Origin of the sequence: Jannaschia formosa, from assembly GCF_003340555.1 — a bacterium.
Lineage (GTDB): Bacteria > Pseudomonadota > Alphaproteobacteria > Rhodobacterales > Rhodobacteraceae > Jannaschia > Jannaschia formosa.
Map to the genome: position 1 here is coordinate 70,504 of NZ_QPLJ01000003.1, position 20,149 is coordinate 90,652.

Below are 20,149 nucleotides of genomic sequence, written 5' to 3' on the forward strand. Positions count from 1 at the left end.
GCGGGATGGCCAAGGGGAAGTCGGACGCCGAGAAGGCGTTGAAGAAGGTCAAGAAGGCCGCGGACAAGGTCGACGAGACCAAGGGCAAGAAGGCCAAGCGCGCCAAGCTGAAGGCCCGCATCGCCGAGCTGGAGGCGGCGCTTCCGGCGGCCCCCGCGGCCGATCAGGCCGCGCCCGAGGGCCCGCGCGTCTCGCCGCTGGCGCCCGACTTCCCCGACCTGCCCGCCATCGCGGGGGTCCGCTTCGCCACCGCGCAGGCGGGCGTGAAGTACAAGAACCGGACCGACGTGATGCTGGCCGACCTCGCCCCCGGCACCGTCGTTGCGGGGGTCTTCACCCGCTCGTCCACCCGCTCGGCGGCGGTGCTCGACTGTCAGCAGAAGCTCGCGGCCGCGAAGGGCAAGGGGGGCTGGGCGATCCTCGTCAACTCGGGCAACGCCAACGCCTTCACCGGCGCCGCCGGGGTGGAGTCGGTCGAAGCCGTCTGCCAGGCGGCCGGGCAGGCGCTGGGCGTGCCGCCCGCCCGCGTCCTCACCTCCTCGACCGGGGTGATCGGCGCGCCGCTGCCGCATGACCGCATCGCGGCGGCGCTCGACGGGCTGTCGCAGGCTCTGTCGCCCGAAGGCATCGCGGATGCGGCGCGGGCAATCATGACGACCGACACCTTCCCGAAGGGCGCGACCCGGACGGTGGAGCTCGACGGGACGACGGTCACCATCGCGGGCATTGCCAAGGGCTCGGGCATGATCGCGCCCGACATGGCGACGATGCTGGCCTATGTCTTCACCGACGCCAGGGTGACGGCCGACGCGCTGCAGGCGATGCTGGCGGACCTGACCCGCAGCACCTTCAACGCGATCACGGTCGACGGTGACACCTCGACCTCGGACACGCTGATCGCGGCGGCCACGGGCCGCGCCGAACATCGCGAGATCAACAAGACCCGCACCCGCAACAAGACCGACTTCAAGGCCGCGCTGGGCGAAGTCCTGAAGGACCTGGCGCTTCAGATCGTCATGGACGGCGAGGGCGCGACCAAGCTGGTCGAGGTCAGCGTCACCGGCGCCGCCTCGGCGGCCGACGCGCGCAAGGTGGCCTCGGCCATCGCGAACTCGCCGCTGGTCAAGACCGCCATCGCCGGCGAGGACCCGAACTGGGGCCGCATCGTCATGGCCGTCGGCAAGTCCGGCGCCAGGGCCGATCGCGACCTTCTGCGGATCTCGTTCGGCGACATCCTCGTGGCCGAGAACGGTCGCATCGCCGAAAGCTATACCGAGGAGGCCGGCGCTGCCTACATGCGGCGCGACCGGCTCACCCTGGCGGTGGATCTCGGCCTCGGCCGCGCGGCGAGCACGATGTGGACCTGCGACCTGACCGCCCGCTACATCGAGATCAACGCCGACTACCGGTCCTGACCGGCTTGGGCCTGCCCCTCGTCCTCGTCTCGGCCGTCGCCCTGATCGATGCCGACGGCCGCGTGCTGCTGGCGCAGCGGCCGGAGGGGAAATCCATGGCCGGGCTCTGGGAATTTCCCGGAGGAAAGGTGGAGGCGGGCGAATCGCCCGAAGCCGCGCTGATCCGCGAATTGAACGAGGAACTCGGCATAGACACCTGGCAAAGTTGTCTTGCGCCGCTCACTTTCGCGTCACATGCCTATTCCGACTTCCATCTCCTGATGCCGCTTTTCGCCTGCCGAAAATGGAAGGGGCAGGTGCAAGGCCGGGAAAACCAGACATTGGCATGGGTCAAGCCGCTGAAGCTGAAAGACTATCCGATGCCGCCCGCGGATATTCCCCTTGTTCCGATCCTGCGCGACTGGCTGTAGCGACGCAACATCGTTCTCCGACTGCGGACAATTGCGGCATTTTTCTCTAGGACATGCCCAAGTCCGCACCTATCTTATGATAACTCACAGCCAGTCGGAGGAAACTGGATGCTCAAGACGATCACCATAGGGAACTACCTGTCCGTTCAGGGCACGTTCGTGAAGATGCTGAAAGATGGCCTGATGGAGGTGCGGGTGGGGAGCCGTACGTTCGCCGGGCGCCCGGTTGGCTGATTCGCCTGAAGGTTAGGGTGTGTGCACAGACACCCGACCCTGGCGGGCGCCGGATCAGTCGATCCAGCCCGCCAGATTTTCCCGTACGATGGCCGCCAGCGCATCCATATGCGCCGCCTCGTCGTTTAGGCAGGGAATGTAGGTGAAGACCTCGCCGCCCGCCTCCTCGAAGCTTTCCCTGATCTCTTCGTTGATCTCTTCCAGCGTCTCGATGCAGTCGGCCGAGAACGCGGGCGCGATCACGGCGATGTTCCTCTTGCCCTCCTCTTCGGCCAGCCGCGCGACTTCCTCGACGGTATAGGGCTTCAGCCATTCCTCGGGGCCGAATTTCGACTGGAAGGTGGTGACGATCTTCTCGGGCGCCCAGCCCAGCCGCTCGCGCAGCAGGCGCGTCGTCTTCTGGCACTGGCAGTGATAGGGGTCGCCCTCCATCAGGTAGCGCTTCGGCACCCCGTGGTAGGAGCAGACGAGGATCTCGGGCTTCGTCTCCGCCGCGGCGTAGGCCCGCTCCACCGATTGGGCCAGCGCGTCGATATAGCGGGGATCGTCGCTGTAGGCCGGCACCGTCCGCACCGGCGGCTGCCACTTCAACTGCATCAGCGCGCGGAAGAACTGGTCGTTGGCCGTGGCCGTCGTCGCGCCTGCATATTGCGGATAGAGCGGGAAGAACACGATCCTGCTGCAGCCGGCGGCCTGCAGTTGCTCCACCTTCGACTTGGTCGAGGGGTTGCCGTAGCGCATGCAGTAGTCGACCACGACGCGATCGCCGAAGGCCGCCTGCATCCGCTTCGCCATCTCGGCGGTCTGGGCCTTGGTGATGGTGGCCAGTGGGCTCTCGCCTTTGTCCTCGTTCCAGATCGACTTGTAGGCCGCGCCCGAGGAGAACGGGCGCTTCGACAGGATGATGCCCTGCAGCAGCGGCTGCCACAGCCAGGGCGAGTAGTCGATGACCCGGCGGTCGGACAGGAACTCTCCGAGGTAGCGGCGCATCGACCAGTAGTCGTAATTGTCCGGCGTCCCGAGATTGGCCAGCAGCACGCCGATCCTGCCCATCCGCACCTTCGGGTGGTCGGCGGGCGCGTGCGGCAGGCTGGTATCGGTCATCATGTTCATTCGTCTGTCCCTCGTTCCGCGACCCCCAGGATGTCGGCCAGCCTTGCCTGGGCCGAGCCGGGCCGCAGGGGTTTCGGCTGATCGTCGGACGGGGCCCAGCCCGCCAGGAAGATCGTCTCGAATGTGGCGCCCACCCCGTCCGCGTCCGGAAAGGCGTCGGCATATATACGCGCCGCACGCGGGAATAGACCACGCGGGGGCACGACCTTGTGCCGCGCGGCCAGCGCGTTGGTCTCGCCCATGGCGCGCAGATCGGCCATCAGGCGGTGCATGTCGCGATAGCGGACGCGGCGCGGCATCCGGTCCGCGACCGGCAGCGCCAGCCCTGCGCGCTGCAGCAGCGCGCCGAGGTCGCGGATCTCGGCCATGGGCGCGACGCGGGGGCTCAACCCGCCGGTCAACTCGGTCTCGGCCTGGCCCAGCGCGGCCCGCAGCTCCTGCAGGGTCTCGCCCCCCAGCGTCGCGGCGAGGAACAGCCCGTCGGGCCTGAGCGCCCGGCGGCACTGGATGATCTGCCCCACCGGGTCGTCGGCCCAGTGCAGGGCCATGGCGTGGACGACGAGGTCATGCGCCCCCGGCTCCAGGTCGAGCACGGGCGCATCGGGCACGACGCGGGCGCCGGGAACGACGTCGCGCCAGAAATCGGGATGGCCGGTCACGACGGCGGGCGCCGTAAACCTTCTGTTAACGTCCTTGAGCCTCTCCTGAACCTCGTCGGCCGCCTCCTCGTGGAGAAAGAGGGCCGACCTGTCGGCGCGGGCGCGATGCGCGGCCAGCGCCGCGCGGTCGGTGAGGATCGGCTGGGACATCGGAGGGGAGGTAGGCGATGATCGGCGGTTTGCAAAGGACCGTTTCCGTCTCGAAGGCCGCGGCGGCGCTTCGCGAGGCGCTCTATCCCCGCACCTGCCTGCTCTGCCAGGAGAGGGTGGAGGACGAGTTCGCGCTCTGCCCCGCCTGCTGGTCCGAGACGCCCTTCATCTCGGGGGCGGCCTGCGACCTCTGCGGCACCTCGCTGCCCGGCGCGGCCGACGGCGCGGCGCGCTGCGACGACTGCCTGACGCTCGCGCGCCCCTGGGACGAGGGGCGGGCGGTCCTGTCCTATGCGGGCGGCGGACGGCGCATGGTGCTTTCGCTCAAGCACGGAGACCGGACGGAGCTGGCGCGCGCCGCCGCGCGCTGGATCGCACGACGCGCCGGCGACCTGATCGGCCCCGAGACGGTCTTCGTACCTGTCCCGATCCACCGCTGGCGCCTGCTCAAGCGGCGCTACAACCAGTCGGCCCTGATCGCCTCCGACCTCGCCCGGATTACGGGCGGCCACTTCGCCCCCGAGGCGCTGCGCCGTGTGCGCCAGACGCCGAGTCAGGACCACAAGTCGGTCAGGGACCGATTCGCCAATCTCGACGGCTGCATGGCGCCGGGCCGCGAGGATCTCGCGGGGCGCCATGTCGCCTTGATCGACGACGTGATGACCTCCGGCGCGACGCTCGCTGCCTCATCCGACGTCATCCGGGGCATGGGCGCGGCCCGGATCACCGTCCTGATGCTCGCCCGCGTTGCGAAGGACGCATAGTCACATATATGTCGCGCGGATAACCTCTGAGGACCGTGCCCATGCAACCCGTCACGATCTACACCCAGCCGCTCTGCGGTTTCTGCACCCGGGCGCTGCATCTGCTCGCCTCCAAGAACGCGCCTGTCACCGAGATCGACACCGCGCGAGTCAGGGGCGCGCGCGCCGAAATGACCCAGCGTGCGAACGGCCGCACCTCCACCCCGCAGATCTTCATCGGCGACACCCATGTCGGCGGCTGCGACGACCTCTATGCGTTGGAGCGGGCGGGCAAGCTGGACGCGCTGCTGCAAGGCTGATGCGCGCCGGTCTGCTCCAACTCACCTCCTCGGACGACCCCGAGGAGAACATCGAGCAGACCCGCGACCTGCTGTCGGATGCGGTGCGGCTGCGTGCCGATTTCGTGGCCACCCCCGAGGTCACGAACTGCGTCTCGATGGACCGCGCCTGGCAACGTAGCGTGCTGCGCCCCGAGGCGCGCGACCCGGTGCTGGCGGCGCTGCGGGCCGACGCGGCCGATCACGGCATCTGGCTGCTGATCGGATCGCTGGCCCTGCGCACGGCCGACCCCGAGGGGCGCCTCGCCAACCGGTCCTTCCTGATCGATCCCAAGGGCCGGATCATCGCGCGCTACGACAAGATCCACATGTTCGACGTGGCGGTGGACGAGACCGAGACCTACCGCGAATCCGCCGGCTACCGGCCCGGGACGCGCGCCACGGTGGCCGACACCCCTTGGGGCAAGATCGGCCTGACGATCTGCTATGACCTGCGTTTCCCCGCGCTCCACCGCAAGCTCGCGCAGGCGGGGGCCGACATCCTCACCGTGCCCTCGGCCTTCTCGCCGGTGACCGGCGCCGCCCATTGGGAGGTGCTGCTGCGCGCCCGCGCGATCGAGACCGGCTGCTGGATCATCGCCCCCGCCCAGACCGGGACCCACCCTGCGCGGGTCGGGCGCGAGCGGCGGACCTACGGGCATTCGATGGTCGTCGCCCCCTGGGGCGAGGTCGTGCTGGACGCGGGCACCGCCCGGGACGCCCATGTCGTCGAGATCGACCCGCGGCTGGCGGCCGAGGCCCGCGCCCGCGTTCCGGCCATCTACACCCAGCCGGACTGGCACGGGCCATGAGCGACGACGCGGAGCGTCTGGCCACGGCCCTCTTCAGCGAGATGCTGACGGCGGATCAGCTGATCCGCGCCCGGCTCTCCCGCGCCCTGCCCAAGGGAATGGAGCTCAGCCATTTCGTCCTGCTCAACTACCTCGCCGAGCACCGGGAGGAGCGGACCCCGGCCGAGCTCGCCCGCATCTTCCACCTGTCGCGCGGCGCGATGACCAACACGCTCTCGCGGCTGGACTGGGCGGGTCACATCCACATCCGCCCCGACTGGGACGACGCGCGGCGCAAGCGGGTCGCGATCTCGGGCGCGGGGGCACGGGCGCGCGACGAGGCGCTGGGCGCGATCCGGCCGATCCTGGCCGAGGCCGTGGCCGAGACCGGCACCGCCCGGGTCCGCGCCGCCATCCCCGTCCTGCGCGAGATGCGGCGGCGCTTCTCCGAAAAAGGCGGGTGACCCGCTCCTAGGGCTTCAGCACCACCTTGATGCAGTCGTCCTTCTTGTCGCGGAACGTCCTGTAGAGCTCGGGCGCGTCGTCGAGCCCGCCGCGATGGGTGATGAGGAAGGTCGGATCGATGTCCCCCTCGCGGATGTGGTTCAGAAGCTTGTCCGTATGCTGCAGGACGTGGGTCTGCCCCATCCGGAAGGTCAGCGCCTTTGCGAAGGCCGCACCTATCGGGAACTTGTCGACCACCGCGGCATAGACGCCCGGCAGGCTGACGATCCCGCCCTTCGCGCAGCACATGATCGCCTCGCGCAGCGCGTGGGGGCGGTCCGTCTCCTGGAAGGTCGCGGTCTTCACCCGGTCGTAGACGGTGTCGATGATCCCCGCGCCATGCGACTCGAGCCCCACGGCGTCGATGCACTTGCTCGGCAGCTTGCCGTCCGTCACCTCCATCAGCACGTCGTAGGGCTTGACCTTGGAGCGGTCGATGACCGCCGCGCCCCGCCGCTCGGCCAGGGCGAGCCGTTCGGGCACGTCGTCGATCACGACAATCCGCTCGGCGCCCAGCAGCTTGCAGGATTCCAGGCAGAACAGCCCCACCGGCCCCGCGCCCCAGATCGCGACCGTGTCGCCGGGCCCGACCTCGGCATTGATGGCGGCCTGCCAGCCGGTCGGGAAGATGTCGGTCAGGAAGATGACCTGCTCGTCATCCATCCCCTCGGGCACCTTCATGTGCGTGGTGTCGGCGAAGGGGATGCGGACATATTCCGCCTGCCCGCCGTCGTAGCCGCCGTAGAGATGGCTGTAGCCGAACAGCCCCGCCCCCGCCGCGCCCGTCATCATGCGCAGCTTCTCGGGCTCGCGGTTCGACTGGTCGCAGAGGCTGAATTCCTCCTTGCGGCACCACAGGCAGTTGCCGCAGGCGATGGTGAAGGGGATCAGGATGCGGTCGCCCTTCTTGAGGTTGCCGTTCGCGGCAGCCTCGGGTCCGACCTCCTCGACGATGCCCATGAATTCGTGGCCGATGATGTCGCCTTTCTTCATGGTCGGGATGAACCCGTCGTAGAGATGCAGGTCCGAACCGCAGATCGCGGTCGTGGTGACGCGGATCACCGCATCGCGCGGATGCTCGATCTTTGGGTCGGGATGGGTGTCGACGCGGAAATCTCCGGTTCCGTGATAGGTGACGGCGCGCATGGGATGTCTCCGTTCTGGGGATGGATGGAGTACCCGCTCGCGGGCGGGCACATGGCTTGCTCCTTGGAATAGCTCTCTCCGGGCGCCCGATTCCGGGCGGGCGCGGCCCGGATCGGGCACCTGCCCCTCAGGCTCGGTCTTGTCATTCGCCGTATAGGTCCCGCGCCCGTCAATGGACGGGCCGCCATCGGTCCGGACGCCCCGCGGCGTAGGCTCGTCGGGGGAAATGTTGAGGAGGCAGGAGCTGTGCCCCATCGCCTCGTGCTCCGACGGGTAGAGTTCGGGACCGGCATCACCGCCTCGATCCCGCCCGGCTCCTCGATGACGGCGAGCCATTGCTGCCGGTGCAGGGTGTCGCGCGCGATCAGGAGCGGGAGCATGTCCTTCACCCCCGCATCCTCCGTCATGTCGTAGAGACGCGAGGGCACGCGCCCTGACGCCCCGGCCATCGCGTTGACCAGCCTATCGGCGCCGATATTGCCGGTCGCGTAGACATGGCTCAGGTCGAAGGGCACGCTATTGGCGTTGACCGGCATCGCCGACAGGCCCGAGGAGTGGACATGACGCAGGTTCATGCCCCCGATGGTCGCGCCGATTAGGTCCTCGGCTGCCGCCTCCTTCGCGTCGAGCGGCGCCTTGTCGGAATTGAGCGCGACGGCATGGCCGAGGCGCTCGATATGGCTGAACTCCTCGGTGGCGGTCATCAGCACGTCGCGGAACCGCTTGTCGCCCCGCGCGCCCATCGCCTGGGAGAAATCCTGCATGGCCACGCGGACCTCACCCTCGACGCCGCCGACGGCCTGCTGGAGGTATCCGGCGAAGACGGGATCGGGCGCGTCGACGCGGGCCTCGTGTTGCAGCCTGAACCGGCGCAGGAACACGGTGCTCTCCTCAAGGTTGCATCCGGAGAGCCTCAGGTAGGGCCGCGCCGCGCGAGGCAACGCGGATCGACAACTGTTAATCGGCCGCGCCCGGGACCTCAGTCCAGACGGCGGACCATCAGCTGCGTGCCCTCCATCCGGGTCTCCAGCCGCTTGATGTCGGCCACGAGGTCCGAGAGCTTGCGCTTGCCATAGGTGCGCGTGTCGAAATCCGTCACCTCGGCCACGATCTGGCTGCCCAGCGCGCCCAGCGCGTACCAGTCGTCGTCCTGGTCCATCCGCTCCATCGCGCGCAGGATCAGCGGCAGCGCGTCCTGCGGCTTCTTCTTGCCCGGGACCGGGGCGCCGCTCGGAGTCCTCGCCTCCGGCTCCTCGACGATGTTCTCGATCTGTATGAAGCGGTTGCAGACCTTGCGCAGCGCTTCGGGCGCCTTGCCCTCGCCGATCCCGATGACGTCCAGCCCCTCCTCGCGGATGCGCGAGGCGAGCCGGGTGAAGTCGCTGTCCGACGAGACCAGCACGAAGCCGTCGAAGCGCCCGGAATGGAGGATATCCATCGCGTCGATCACCAGCCCGATATCCGAGGCGTTCTTGCCCTTGGTGTTCGCCGTCTCCTGATGGGCGACGAGGCCCAGCTCCAGCACCTTGTCGGCCCAGTGGCGCAGGTGGCCGCCCGACCAGTCGCCATAGACCCGGCGCAGGGCGGGTTCGCCCAGGCCGGTGATCTCCTTCATGATCGCCTCGGCATATTTGGCGGGAATGTTGTCGGCATCGACAAGGACGGCGAGAAGGGGGCGGTCGCGTTGGGGCATTGGGGTCTCCGTTGCGGTCCCCCCGTCGTCACCGCCTGCGCGCGGCGGGTCAAGCAGCTTCCGCCGGTCCGGCGCCGCGTCGGGGCGGTCGGATCAGCTTGGCCTTGCCCGCCAGCCTGCTCGCCGCACAGCAGGTCGTCTCCGGCGGCGGCCTCCAGCCGGTCGGGACCTGCGCGGTCCTCCGCGGATCGTGTCCGGGCCCGGTGCGCCCACCGGCGGGCCGTCGTGCGGGTCCGCGTCCCCCGGCACCGGATCGAGATCCATCTCGAAGCTGCGGCAGGAGAGCATGGTCTCTCCGCCATCCGGCGCCGCCAGGGCGGACGCCACCTGCGCCCCGCTCTGTATCTCGTCGGGGAGGCGTCCCTCACCAAGGGCCTGCCCCTCCGCCTCGAAGAGGTCGCCCTCGAAGATGCCGCCTGGCTGCGCCGCCCCGGCGATGGCGAAGCTGCTATCGGCGAGCCCCGCGAAAGCGGATCGATCGACGACCAAGAAGTTCGGCTCCGGGTTGGGCGGCACCGTCTTGCCGAGGCGCATGCCCTCGGCGTCGAACAGCGCGACGCCTCCGCCCGGAACCACCGCGATCCGCCCCTCCGAGAGGCAAAAGGATGGGAACCCGGTGCCACCATCGCTTCCATCCCCCCTGCCAGAAGCAGGGGCCGGTCAGAACTAGGTCTCTGACATGCCGCTTCCTTCCGCCGGAACGGAATGCGCGCCCCGGCGCGGGGCCGGCGGTCGGCCATGTGCAGCGCAGGCGCTCAGAACAGCAGCACGTCGTCGACCCCGAGCCGCGTGCCGTCACCCAGGTCCGCCACCAATTCTCCGCGGATGGTCAGCTCGCCGCTCGCGCGGTCGTACTCGATGGTGCCCCGCGCCAGCGCGCGGGCCGCGACGCCCGGATCGACCTCGCGGACGTCGACGCGGCCGTCGCCCAGCCCGAAGAACCGGTCGTCGAGTGCCAGCACGTCCAGATCGTCGAAATCGGTGAAGGAGGTGAGGCCGGGGGCGTCCTTCTCCTGCAGGACGAAGTAGTCGACGCCGGCCCCGCCGGTGATCGTGTCGCCCCCGCCGCCGCCCGCCAGGATGTTGGAGCCTGCGTTGCCCGTGATCTCGGTCGCCGTCGCGTTGCCCTGCACCCGCGCGTTCGCCTCGCCGATCAGCGTGACGCGCTCGATCTCGGCATCGCCGTCCAGGATGACGGCGGCGCTGGAGACGATCTCGTCGACGCCCTCGCCCGCCGCCTCGATCACGGCGTCGCGGCGGTCGTCGACGCGGTAGGTGTCGTCGCCCGCGCCCCCCGCCATCCGGTCGCGCCCGGACCCGCCGTCGAGCGTGTCGTTGCCCGCGCCTCCCTCAAGCGTGTCATTACCGGGCCCACCTTCCAGCGTGTCGTCGCCGTCGAACCCGCGCAGCAGGTCCGGCCCCTCGAGGCCCAGCACCGTGTCGTTGCCCGCGCCCCCGTCCAGTTCGTTGGGCTGCGCGTCGCCGCGGACCAGCTGGTCCAGGTCCGCCGCCTCGACTGGGGCCTCGATCAGGCGGACATGGCTTTCGACGACGATCAGGTCGGGATCGGGCTCACTGTCCATGCTCCAGGTGGCGAGGATCGCGCCGGTGTCGCTTTCGGCCAGGTCGTTCTCGAGAATCGAGCCGAAATAGCCACGCGCGATCTGCTCGGGATCACCGATCGGGTCACCGGTTCCGTCGAAGAACCGGCCCATCAGCATATGGCGTTCATCGAGCGGAGCCCCCCTCACCGACTCGATCCAGGTTGCAAAGAAGCCTTCACCTGCGGTGCCGACGATCTGTGGCACATAGACGGAATTGTCGCTGGGCAGGTTCACCAGGATCCGGTCGCCAACCTCGTTGACACTCGTTCCCGCCCCGACCCTGTCGACCTCGAAGATCTGCGCGTAGATTTCCCGGGTTCCCGTGGGATTTGAATTGAAGGTCACCACGAATCGATTGTCGTCGAGCGCGGCGACTTCCGGATCGGATTCGTAGAACGGAGGAGTAGACAGACGCGTCTCGCCAACGATGACGTTCCCGGACGGTCCGCGAAGCTGGTAGACGAGATCGAGGGCCCCTCCCTCGTCGGTCGTGTAGAAGAAGACGACGGTGCCGTTCTCCAGCGTCGTCGCGGTCGCGTCCTGCTGGATGCCCTGCCGCTGGGCGTTGAGCCACGCCTCGGAGTCCTCGGGCAGGGCATTCGCGCCGAAGAAGCGCGACAGCACGCCGAGATCGATCCGATCCGATCCGAAGTCGTCCTCGGATCGCCAGGCGGCGGCGAAGCCGTCGCCCGCAGCGGTCAGGGTGAGGTTGAAATCGTTGGACTCGTTGGCCGCATGGAGCCGCTGAACGCCTGATGCCGCCGCGAACCTGTCGTCATAGACCTTGAAGTAGAGGTCGATATCGTTGCCGCCGGTATCCTCGTCGCGCTGCCAGGCGACGACGAAGCCGCCATCGGCGAGGCCCGTCACGACAGGATCGCTGAGCAGGTTCGGACGCTCGTCGTTGTGGACCCGGAACAGCTCGCCCTCGGTCGTCCCGTCGGAATTGAAGATCTGCGCGTAGATGCCGTTCAGGCCGGCGACGCGCGATTCCGTCACGACGACCAGTTGGCCGCTTTCGAGCTCCGCGACACGGGATGCCTCGCCCCGGGCGAGATTGCCGAGACCGACAAGCTCCTCCGCCTCGGTCAGAAATGTCACTGCCATGAAATCGTCCCTCCTGAACCCGGAAATTCAAATGCGGGTTCAGTGGCGAGCGAATGGCCCGGCCGGTCAAGACTTTTCCGGGCGCACGCTCAGTAGACGATGACCGACCGGATGCTCTCACCCGCATGCATCAGGTCGAAACCCTTGTTGATGTCGTCCAGCGTCAGCGTGTGGGTGATCATCGGGTCGATCTCGATCTTGCCGTCCATGTACCAGTCGACGATCTTCGGCACGTCCGTCCGCCCCCGCGCCCCGCCGAAGGCGGTGCCGCGCCAGACCCGGCCGGTGACGAGCTGGAAGGGCCGCGTCGAGATCTCGGCCCCGGCGGGGGCGACGCCGATGATGACGCTCTCGCCCCAGCCCTTGTGCGCGCTCTCCAGCGCGGTGCGCATGACGCCCACGTTGCCCGTCGCGTCGAAGGTATAGTCCGCGCCGCCCTTCGTCAGCGCGACCAGATGGGCCACGAGATCGCCGTCGACCTCCTTCGGGTTGACGAAGTCGGTCATGCCGAAGCGCTCGGCCATCACCCTCTTGTCGGGGTTCAGGTCGACGCCGACGATCTGGTCCGCCCCCGCCAGCCGCAACCCCTGGATGACGTTGAGCCCGATGCCGCCCAGCCCGAAGACGATCGCGCGGGAGCCGATCTCGACCTTGGCGGTGTTGATGACGGCGCCGATGCCGGTCGTGACGCCGCAGCCGATATAGCAGATCTTCTCGAACGGCGCGTCGGAGCGGACCTTGGCCAGCGCGATCTCGGGCAGGACGGTGTGCTGTGCGAAGGTCGAGCAGCCCATGTAATGCAGGATCGGGTCGCCATCGAGCGTCGAGAAGCGCGAGGTGCCGTCGGGCATCAGCCCCTGTCCCTGGGTCGTGCGGATCGCCTGGCAGAGGTTGGTCTTCGGGTTCAGGCAGTACTCGCATTCCCGGCACTCGGGCGTGTAGAGCGGGATGACGTGGTCGCCCTTCTTCAGCGAGGTGACGCCGGGTCCGACATCGACCACGACGCCCGCGCCCTCGTGCCCGAGGATCGCGGGGAACAGCCCCTCGGGGTCGGCGCCCGACAGGGTGAACTCGTCGGTATGGCAGATGCCCGTGGCCCTCATCTCGACCAGCACCTCGCCCGCCTTCGGCCCGTCGAGGTTCACCTCCATGATTTCAAGGGGTTTTCCAGCTTCGACGGCGACGGCGGCCCGGGTGCGCATGACGTATCCTTCCGATGTTATTGCATGGCGAGGGTGGGCGAGGCAGGAGGCGAATGCAACGACGGAGGATCGCGATGCGCTGGATTTTGGTGACCGGAGTGCTGGCCTTGTCGGCCTGCGTCATGGAGGAGGAGGACCCTTGCGGAGCGGAGCAGTACCGCTCGCTCGTGGGCGCGAACATCGCCGCCGTCAGCCTGCCCGCGTCGCTCAACGACCGGGTGATCGGGCCCGATACGGCGGTGACGATGGATTTCGTCCCGACCCGGCTGAATATCGAGATCGACGAGGACGGCGAGATCCAGCGTCTCTATTGCGGCTGACCGGTCAAGAAATTCTTGTCCGAAACCACGGGTGATCCGCGTCGGACCGGCGGGTGACGCGCGTCGGACGTGGCGCCCTTTTCCTGTGGCCGGAAATACTCCCGCCGGAGGCATCCGACGGGGCCGCAGGGGGGCCGTCTCGATGGGCGCACCACCCTCGCGGCCGGGGGTCCGGGGGGCGTCCCCCGGCCTCCGGGCCTGGGCGCGTCAGGCGGGGATGGGGCCGCCGGCCGCCGCCATCTCCAGGTGCAGGGCGGCGAGATCGGCGTCGCGCCCGGCGCCCAGCGCGGCCATGACGCGTCCGTCCTTGACGTAGCGCGCGACGAAGGGGCCGGAGGGGTCGCCGTCAAACGCGATCCGGTCCCAGTCCGAGGCGTGGCCGACATAGCGGTATTGCCGCGCCAGCGCGGTCCAGAAGAACGGGATGTCCGGGCCGCTCTGGATGCCCAGCATCGACCGCGCCGCACGCCGGCCGTGCTGCATGGCGACGCGCCAATGCTCGATCCGGGCCGGGCCGAAGGGGGTGGGCGCCCGGGCGCAGTCGCCCGCGACGAAGACGCCCGGCAGATCGGGCACGGACAGGTCGTCCGCGACGGTGACGCCGCCATCCTCGTCGGTCGGCGCCCCCTCGATGGCACCGGTCGCGGGCCGGACGCCGGTGGCGAGGATCACGAGATCGCCCGCGACCTCCTGCCCGTCTTCCATGCGCAGCCCCGTCGCCCGCCCCTCGCCGGTGACCCCGGCCACCGAGCCCGTGACGAAGCGGACGCCCTTCACCTCGGTCTCGACGCGGATCGCGCCGCCGACCTTGGGGCCGACCACGCGGGACAGCGGCACGTCCTCGCGCAGCACGACCGTCACCGTGAGCCCGCGCTTGGCGAGCGACAGCGCGCCTTCCAGCCCGATGAAGCCGCCGCCGACCAGCACGGCCGAGGATGCGCCCTCGGCCGCGGCGAGGATCGCCTCGGCATCCGCAGGCTCCCGCAGGACATGGGTGCCGGGCAGGTCGGCGCCCGGCAGGTCGGGCCGCGTCGGGATACCGCCGGGGGCGAGCAGCAGCGCGTCGAAGGCATGCTCCCTGCCATCGGCCAGATGCACCCGGCCCGCCGAGACCCGCGTCACGCGCCCGTCGATCCGGGCGATGTCGCGCTCAGCCCAGACGTCTCCGGGCAGCAGCGCCAACTCGTCCAGGGACTTGCCTCCGGCCAGCACGCCCTTCGACAGCATCGTCCGGTCATAGGGGAGCGGCGCGCCCGGGGCGATCATCTCGATCGTGCCCTCGAACCCTTCCTCGCGCAGCGCCATCGCGCAGGACTCGGCCGCCGCCCCGGCGCCGACGAGGACGACGCGGCGCGGGTCGGCGCCCTTCTTCGCATGCGCCCGCAGGGGGTGCGGCGTGCCGTCCTCGATCTCGACCGTCACCGTCTCGCCCTCGACCGTGACCGGGTGGCGGCGCAGGTCGCCCTGCCCCGGCGGCTGGGTCTGGCGCCCGGTGCGGGCGTCGAAGCAGGCGTGGTGGAAGGCGCAGATCAGCGTGCCGTCCCGGACCACGCCCTTGGCCAGCGGCAGGCCCAGATGCGGGCAGATCGGGGGGAAGGCCGCGACCTCGGACCCGTCCCGGATCAGGATCGCGTCGACGCCCTCGGGCTGGAACGGCGTGCCTTCGGGAATCTCGCTCAGTTGCAGTGTGATACGCGGCATGGAAAAACCTCCGCCCGGGCAAGATGGCGCGCGGCGCGGCCGGATCAACGCCTTGCGCCCCATTGCGGCCCGGCGCCGGGCGTGCAGGTATGACCGCAATCCTGCATCCGGAGGCCCTGGCCATGAACGCGCATCTGCACCCCTTCACCGATCCCCGCACCGCCGAGGCGACCCCCCCGCGCGAGATCGTCTCGGGCGACGGCATCCGCGTCACGGACTCCGAAGGGAACGTCTTCATCGACGCGGTCGCGGGCCTCTGGTGCGCGTCGCTGGGCTTCGCGCCGGAACGGCTCGCCCGCGCGGCGACCGCGCAGATGGAGAAGCTGGCCTACTACCATTCCTTCAAGGGCCGCACGACCGACGTGACCGCGCGCCTTTCCGAGGTGCTGTCGGCCCGCCTGCCCGGGGCGCTGGAGCATCTGGCCTACGGCACCGGCGGCTCGGACGCGGTGGAGCTGGCGGTCAAGCTCGCCCGCTATGCCCAGGCGGCGCGGGGCCATGAGGGGCGGGTGCGGATCATCGCCCGGACCGGGGCCTATCACGGCTCCGGCAGCATGAGCGCCGCGCTGACCGGGCTGCAATACGTCCATGACGGCTGGCACCTGCCGCAGCCCGACGTCATCCGCGTCGGCCGTCCGCACTGGGTCGACGAGGCCCGGCCGGGCGAGAGCGAGCGCGCCTTCGCCGACCGCCTCGTGGCCGAGCTGGAAGAGACGATCCTGGCCGAGGGTCCGGAGACCATCGCCGCCATGATCGGCGAGCCGGTGCAGGGCGCCGGCGGCGTGCTGATCCCGCCCGAGGGCTACTGGGCCGGCGTGCAGGAGGTGCTGAAGCGGCACGGCATCCTGCTGATCGCGGACGAGGTCATCACCGGCTTCGGGCGCACCGGGCGCTGGTTCGGCTGCGAGACCTACGGCATCGAGCCGGACTTCATGACGCTGGCCAAGCAGCTGACCGGCGCGGTCTTCCCGCTGTCGGCGGTGGCGATGACCGGCGCGGTGCGCGAGGACATCGCGGACCGGGCGCATGGCTTCGGCCTGCTGGGCCACGGGCTGACCTATGGCGGCCATCCCGTCGGCGCCGCCGTCGCGCTGGAGACGCTGGCCATCTACGAGGAGATGGGGCTGGAGGCGCGCGTGGCCGAGCTGGGCGAGCGGCTGGCCGCCGGGCTCGCGCCGCTGCGCCAGCACCCGCATGTCCGCGAGGTCCGGCATGTCGGCTTCGTCGCCGCCGTGCAGTTCGACACGCCCGAGACCGGCGCCGAGGTGGCCGCGCGGGCCGAGGCGCGCGGCGTGTTCTTCCGCCATATCGGCACGACGCTGGCGGTCTGCCCGCCCTATGTCGCAACGCCCGAGGACGTGGACGAGATCTGCGCCGTCATGGTCGCGGCGGCGGGCTGATCCCCGCCCGCGGGCGCGCCGGCGGAGCTCCGCGTGACGCAGCGACATGAGGCTGTTGTACTTGCGCCTTAGGCCCCGAGACCGGAAGCTGACCGGACCGCGCCCGCCAGAGGCGCGGATCCTGCAAACAACGGGGAGAAACCTATGTCCAATCTCGTCATCACGGGCGTCATCGACGGCGGCCTGACCGGCGGTCTGCCGAAGGCGATCCAGCTCTTCGTCAAGGACGACATCGCCGACCTGTCGATCTATGCGCTGGGCTCGCCCAACAACGGCGCGGCCGGCGGCGCGATCGAGTTCTCCTTCCCGGCGGGTCCGGCCGCGGCGGGCACGACCCTCTATGTCGCGTCCGAGGCCGACCAGTTCGAGGCCTTCTTCGGCTTTGCGCCCAATGCCATCGACGGCGTCGCCAACAACAACGGCGACGACGCCATCGAGCTGTTCGAGAACGGCGCCGTGGTCGACGTCTTCGGCGCGGTGGGCACGGTCGGCTCCGGCGAGGTCTGGGAATATACCGACGGCTGGGCCTCGCGCGCGCCCGAGGCGGCGCCCTCGACGACTTTCGACCCGGCCGACTGGACCTTCAGCGGCATCAACGCGCTCGACGGCGTGGCCACCAACGCCTCGGCGCCGCAGCCCTTCCCGATGCCGGGTGAGGCCCCCGCGCCCAGCGTCGCGATCAACGAATACCGCATCTCCGCCCCGGGCGACGCGGACGACACCTCGAACTTCGTCGAGCTCGTCACGACGCCGGGCGCCAGCCTCGAGGGGCTGACCCTGCTCGCCATCTCGGGCGAGTTCGAGCCGGGCCAGATCGACGACGCAATCGACCTCAGCGGCGCCGTGGCCGACGAGGACGGCTTCGTCCTGATCGCCAACGACGCGAACCCGGCGCTGGGCGCGGGCGACGTGGGCGTCGAGGGGCTCAACTTCTTCGGCTCGCCGCAGACCTTCGTCGTGGTGGAGGGCTTCACCGGCGCGGCGGGCGACGATCTCGACACCGACAACGACGGAACGCCGGACGTGACGCCGTGGGACGCGGTACTGGCGGACCTGTCGGGCGTGGACGGCGACGACCGGCCGGACTTCAGCTATTCCGAAACCGTGATCCCCGGCGACGGCAATTTCCCCGCCGCGGGGGCCGCGCGCGAGGAAGACGGCACCGGCGACTTCGCCCCGCTGCCCTTCGGCGACCAGTCCGGCGACACGCCGGGCGCGACGAATACCCCGTCCGAGCCCGCGCCGCGTGTAACCATCATGGAGATCCAGGGCGCGGGCCATGTCTCGGGCCTCGTCTCGGACACGCCGCTCGACCCGACCACCGGCGGCGGCAGCGGGCCGCGCGTGACCACCGGCGGCATCGTCACGGCGGTCGACTCGAACGGGTTCTACCTGCAGGACGCGGAAGGTGACGGCGACATCGCCACCTCCGACGCGATCTTCGTCTTCACCGGCAGCACGCCCACCGTCGCCGTGGGCGACGCGCTGGACGTGACCGGCACCGTGTCCGAGTTCTACCCGGGCGGCGCGGGCACCGGGAACCTGAGCACGACGCAGCTGGGCGGCAACCCCGAGATCACGGTCCTGTCGTCGGGCAATGCCCTGCCCGCCTCGACCCTGCTGGGCGCGACGGGCCGCGTGCTGCCGACCGAGGACATCGACGACGACGCCTTCGCCTCGTTCGACCCCACCGCAGACGGCATCGACTTCTGGGAGAGCCTGGAGGGCATGCTGGTGACGGCGGTCCAGCCGGTCGCGGTCTCGGGCACGAACGGCTTCGGCGAGGTCTTCACCGTGCTCGACGGCGGCGACGGGGCCACCGGCCTGTCGGGTCGCGGGACGCTCAACATCTCGCCCGACGACTTCAACCCCGAGAAGGTCCAGATCGACTGGGACTTCGGCCTCCCGGAGGTGCAGGTCAGCACCGGCGCGATGTTCGACGACGTGGTCGGCGTGGTCACCTACAACTTCGGCAACTACGAGATCGCCCCGACCGAGCAGGTCGTCGTGCTGGCCGGGTCCGAGCTCGAGCCCGAGGTCACGGAGCTTGCCGCCGGCGAGAACCAGCTGACGGTCGCGAGCTACAACGTGCTGAACCTCGACCCCGTGGTGGAGGAGCAGGCGCTGACCAACAACGGCGAGGCCCGCAACGTCGACGACGACATCGGGGACGGCCGCTTCGCCGCCATCGCCGAGCAGATCGTGAACAACCTCGGCACGCCGGACATCATCGGCCTGCAGGAGATCCAGGACAATACCGGCGGCGAGACCGGCGACGGGGTCGTGTCGGCCTCCGAGACCTTCGAGACGCTGATCGACGCCATCGACCTGGCCGATGACGGCGAGATGAACGACAGCTCGACCTACGCCTTCATCGACAACACCTTCATCGAGGACCTCGCCTCGGGCGGGCAGCCCGGCGGCAACATCCGCACCGGCTTCCTCTACAACACGGCGCGGGTCGACCTGATCGAGGGATCGGTCCGGACCATCGGGTCGCAGGACGAGGGCGGCGCCTTCGAGGGCGGACGCCTGCCGCTGGTCGCGACCTTCGGGTTCAACGGCGAAGAGGTTACGGTGGTGAACAACCACTTCTCGTCCAAGGGCGGCAGCGCGCCGATCTTCGGCGTGGAGCAGAACTTCGCCGACCGGCAGGAGGACGTGGAGGTCAACGGCTCGCTGGACGAGCGGCGGGTCCAGTCGGAGGCCGTAGCGGGCTTCGTCGAGGGCGTGCTGGACGCGGATGCCGACGCGAATGTCGTCGTGCTGGGCGATCTCAACGAGTTCGAGTTCGTCTCGCCCCTGACCAACCTCGAAGAGGCCGGGCTGACCAACCTGACCAACACGCTCGATGCGAACGAGCGCTATTCCTTCAACTTCCAGGGCAACAGCCAGAGCCTCGACCACATCCTCGTCTCGGGTGCCCTGGCCGGGGGCGCGCAGTTCGACGCGGTCCATGTCAACTCGGAGTTCGCCGAGACGCCGAGCCAGGCCAGCGACCACGATCCGCTGGTCGCGCAGCTGACCATCGGCGAGACCGGGCCCGCGACGGTCGAGGTCGCGATCGACCTGGAGGAGCGTGGGCGCCTCAAGTCGAGTGTCGTCGAGAGCATCGACGGCGAGGTGGTCGATACCGACAATCTCGGCCTTCTGCGCCCGATCCAGATCTTCGACGACGCGGGCTTCGGGATGCGGGCCGAGGGCGCGCGGGGCCCCGGCTCCGAGAAGATCATCTTCCTCGACGGGGAGATGGGCGTCTTCTCGCGGGACGAGCCGCTGCAGATCGGCAAGGCGGACTCGGTCAACGGCGACGAGAAGCTGGGCTTCCGCGTCCTCGGCAAGGAACTCGGCGACGCGCTGGAGGTGGAGTTCGACTTCGGCACCGTGTCGGGCGACGGCGAGGTGGAGATCGAGTTCTTCGACGGCCGCACGAAGCTGGATACCAGGACCTACGAGATCACGGACGGGCTGGTGAATGCCGGCCTCGACGGCATGGCCTTCGACGCGGTGCGCATCGCCGCGGTGGACGACACGGCCTTCACGCTGGACGGCGTGGCCTTCGACCGCCTCGTCCTCGAGGACGGCACGCTGCTGGCCTGACATCGCGCGTCTGAGACCG

Annotated in this window: 18 protein-coding genes and 1 pseudogene; 10 read left to right on the plus strand and 9 right to left on the minus strand. The window is 69.5% G+C overall.

Translation table 11 applies throughout. The features are described from left to right. Nucleotides 1-5 precede the first annotated feature (5 nt). The 3 genes from argJ (at nucleotide 6) to DR046_RS24580 (ending at nucleotide 2,059) form a co-directional block, all read left to right on the plus strand. Entirely contained in the window at nucleotides 6-1,415 is a 1,410-nt protein-coding gene (gene argJ / locus DR046_RS04740; protein ID WP_115380528.1) for a bifunctional glutamate N-acetyltransferase/amino-acid acetyltransferase ArgJ, read from the plus strand. Between the two features lie 11 nt (nucleotides 1,416-1,426). Continuing rightward, a complete protein-coding gene (locus DR046_RS04745; protein ID WP_115380850.1) occupies nucleotides 1,427-1,825 on the plus strand; it encodes a (deoxy)nucleoside triphosphate pyrophosphohydrolase in 399 nt (132 codons plus the stop codon). Nucleotides 1,826-1,933: 108 nt separating this feature from the next. Continuing rightward, the gene (locus DR046_RS24580; RefSeq protein ID WP_280652822.1) at nucleotides 1,934-2,059 is read left to right on the plus strand and encodes a hypothetical protein; all 126 of its coding nucleotides are present in this window, start codon (nucleotides 1,934-1,936) and stop codon (nucleotides 2,057-2,059) included. Nucleotides 2,060-2,113: 54 nt separating this feature from the next. Here DR046_RS24580 and hemH read toward each other — a convergent pair whose 3' ends face one another. Then, nucleotides 2,114-3,163 carry a ferrochelatase gene (gene hemH / locus DR046_RS04750; protein WP_115380852.1) on the minus strand — a complete coding sequence of 350 codons (1,050 nt, stop codon included), beginning with the start codon at nucleotides 3,161-3,163 and terminating at the stop codon, nucleotides 2,114-2,116. 5 nt (nucleotides 3,164-3,168) lie between these two features. Continuing rightward, entirely contained in the window at nucleotides 3,169-3,981 is an 813-nt protein-coding gene (locus DR046_RS04755) for a methyltransferase domain-containing protein (protein ID WP_115380530.1), read from the minus strand. Nucleotides 3,982-3,998: 17 nt separating this feature from the next. On the opposite strand from DR046_RS04755, the gene DR046_RS04760 reads away from it, so the two are divergent. From DR046_RS04760 to DR046_RS04775, 4 genes are read left to right on the plus strand one after another with little or no spacing between them, the layout of a single operon-like run. Further along, entirely contained in the window at nucleotides 3,999-4,745 is a 747-nt protein-coding gene (locus DR046_RS04760) for a ComF family protein (protein WP_115380532.1), read from the plus strand. Between the two features lie 41 nt (nucleotides 4,746-4,786). Next, nucleotides 4,787-5,044 (plus strand): glutaredoxin 3, encoded by a 258-nt coding sequence (grxC, locus tag DR046_RS04765; protein WP_115380534.1) that lies wholly within the window; start codon nucleotides 4,787-4,789, stop codon nucleotides 5,042-5,044. Further along, nucleotides 5,044-5,874, plus strand: a complete 831-nt coding sequence (locus DR046_RS04770; RefSeq protein ID WP_115380535.1) for a carbon-nitrogen hydrolase family protein — start codon at nucleotides 5,044-5,046, stop codon at nucleotides 5,872-5,874. Before grxC ends, DR046_RS04770 begins: the two co-directional genes overlap by 1 nt. Beyond that, entirely contained in the window at nucleotides 5,871-6,317 is a 447-nt protein-coding gene (locus DR046_RS04775; protein ID WP_115380538.1) for a MarR family winged helix-turn-helix transcriptional regulator, read from the plus strand. The genes DR046_RS04770 and DR046_RS04775 overlap by 4 nt, the downstream gene beginning before the upstream one ends. Nucleotides 6,318-6,324: 7 nt before the next feature. Here the strand turns inward: DR046_RS04775 and DR046_RS04780 are convergent, their stop codons facing one another. The 6 genes and pseudogenes from DR046_RS04780 to DR046_RS04805 form a co-directional block, all read right to left on the minus strand. Next, complete coding sequence (locus DR046_RS04780) at nucleotides 6,325-7,503, minus strand: zinc-dependent alcohol dehydrogenase (protein WP_115380854.1); 1,179 nt, start codon at nucleotides 7,501-7,503, stop codon at nucleotides 6,325-6,327. Between the two features lie 72 nt (nucleotides 7,504-7,575). Further along, nucleotides 7,576-8,384: pseudogene (locus DR046_RS04785) on the minus strand (manganese catalase family protein); the annotation flags it as partial. Nucleotides 8,385-8,482: 98 nt separating this feature from the next. Continuing rightward, nucleotides 8,483-9,196, minus strand: coding sequence for an NYN domain-containing protein (locus DR046_RS04790; protein WP_115380539.1), 714 nt, complete (start codon nucleotides 9,194-9,196; stop codon nucleotides 8,483-8,485). A 93-nt stretch (nucleotides 9,197-9,289) separates the two neighbouring features. Further along, nucleotides 9,290-9,772: a hypothetical protein gene (locus tag DR046_RS04795; protein WP_115380541.1), complete on the minus strand. Its 483-nt coding sequence runs from the start codon at nucleotides 9,770-9,772 to the stop codon at nucleotides 9,290-9,292. Nucleotides 9,773-9,951: 179 nt separating this feature from the next. Continuing rightward, a complete protein-coding gene (locus DR046_RS04800) occupies nucleotides 9,952-11,907 on the minus strand; it encodes a calcium-binding protein (protein ID WP_115380543.1) in 1,956 nt (651 codons plus the stop codon). An 89-nt stretch (nucleotides 11,908-11,996) separates the two neighbouring features. Then, nucleotides 11,997-13,109: an S-(hydroxymethyl)glutathione dehydrogenase/class III alcohol dehydrogenase gene (locus tag DR046_RS04805; RefSeq protein WP_115380545.1), complete on the minus strand. Its 1,113-nt coding sequence runs from the start codon at nucleotides 13,107-13,109 to the stop codon at nucleotides 11,997-11,999. A gap of 74 nt (nucleotides 13,110-13,183) precedes the next feature. Between DR046_RS04805 and DR046_RS04810 the strand changes: the two genes are divergently transcribed. Beyond that, nucleotides 13,184-13,429, plus strand: coding sequence for an I78 family peptidase inhibitor (locus DR046_RS04810; protein ID WP_167766890.1), 246 nt, complete (start codon nucleotides 13,184-13,186; stop codon nucleotides 13,427-13,429). 207 nt (nucleotides 13,430-13,636) lie between these two features. On the opposite strand, the gene DR046_RS04815 is transcribed toward DR046_RS04810, so the two are convergent. After that, entirely contained in the window at nucleotides 13,637-15,130 is a 1,494-nt protein-coding gene (locus DR046_RS04815) for an FAD-dependent oxidoreductase (RefSeq protein ID WP_167766892.1), read from the minus strand. A gap of 89 nt (nucleotides 15,131-15,219) precedes the next feature. On the opposite strand from DR046_RS04815, the gene DR046_RS04825 reads away from it, so the two are divergent. After that, nucleotides 15,220-16,530 (plus strand): aminotransferase family protein, encoded by a 1,311-nt coding sequence (locus tag DR046_RS04825; RefSeq protein ID WP_167766894.1) that lies wholly within the window; start codon nucleotides 15,220-15,222, stop codon nucleotides 16,528-16,530. 144 nt (nucleotides 16,531-16,674) lie between these two features. Beyond that, on the plus strand, nucleotides 16,675-20,130 hold the full coding sequence (locus DR046_RS04830; RefSeq protein ID WP_115380551.1) for a DUF8508 domain-containing protein: 3,456 nt from the start codon (nucleotides 16,675-16,677) through the stop codon (nucleotides 20,128-20,130). The last annotated feature ends 19 nt before the right edge of the window (nucleotides 20,131-20,149 follow it).

Bases quoted from the DNA above. Each gene is read 5' to 3' on its own strand.
- argJ (WP_115380528.1), top strand. From the start codon at position 6: ATGGCCAAGGGGAAGTCGGACGCCGAGAAGGCGTTGAAGAAGGTCAAG.
- DR046_RS24580 (WP_280652822.1), top strand. From the start codon at position 1,934: ATGCTCAAGACGATCACCATAGGGAACTACCTGTCCGTTCAGGGCACG.
- hemH (WP_115380852.1), bottom strand. From the start codon at position 3,163: ATGACCGATACCAGCCTGCCGCACGCGCCCGCCGACCACCCGAAGGTG.
- DR046_RS04755 (WP_115380530.1), bottom strand. From the start codon at position 3,981: ATGTCCCAGCCGATCCTCACCGACCGCGCGGCGCTGGCCGCGCATCGC.
- DR046_RS04760 (WP_115380532.1), top strand. From the start codon at position 3,999: ATGATCGGCGGTTTGCAAAGGACCGTTTCCGTCTCGAAGGCCGCGGCG.
- grxC (WP_115380534.1), top strand. From the start codon at position 4,787: ATGCAACCCGTCACGATCTACACCCAGCCGCTCTGCGGTTTCTGCACC.
- DR046_RS04770 (WP_115380535.1), top strand. From the start codon at position 5,044: ATGCGCGCCGGTCTGCTCCAACTCACCTCCTCGGACGACCCCGAGGAG.
- DR046_RS04775 (WP_115380538.1), top strand. From the start codon at position 5,871: ATGAGCGACGACGCGGAGCGTCTGGCCACGGCCCTCTTCAGCGAGATG.
- DR046_RS04780 (WP_115380854.1), bottom strand. From the start codon at position 7,503: ATGCGCGCCGTCACCTATCACGGAACCGGAGATTTCCGCGTCGACACC.
- DR046_RS04790 (WP_115380539.1), bottom strand. From the start codon at position 9,196: ATGCCCCAACGCGACCGCCCCCTTCTCGCCGTCCTTGTCGATGCCGAC.
- DR046_RS04800 (WP_115380543.1), bottom strand. From the start codon at position 11,907: ATGGCAGTGACATTTCTGACCGAGGCGGAGGAGCTTGTCGGTCTCGGC.
- DR046_RS04805 (WP_115380545.1), bottom strand. From the start codon at position 13,109: ATGCGCACCCGGGCCGCCGTCGCCGTCGAAGCTGGAAAACCCCTTGAA.
- DR046_RS04810 (WP_167766890.1), top strand. From the start codon at position 13,184: ATGCGCTGGATTTTGGTGACCGGAGTGCTGGCCTTGTCGGCCTGCGTC.
- DR046_RS04815 (WP_167766892.1), bottom strand. From the start codon at position 15,130: ATGCCGCGTATCACACTGCAACTGAGCGAGATTCCCGAAGGCACGCCG.
- DR046_RS04825 (WP_167766894.1), top strand. From the start codon at position 15,220: ATGACCGCAATCCTGCATCCGGAGGCCCTGGCCATGAACGCGCATCTG.
- DR046_RS04830 (WP_115380551.1), top strand. From the start codon at position 16,675: ATGTCCAATCTCGTCATCACGGGCGTCATCGACGGCGGCCTGACCGGC.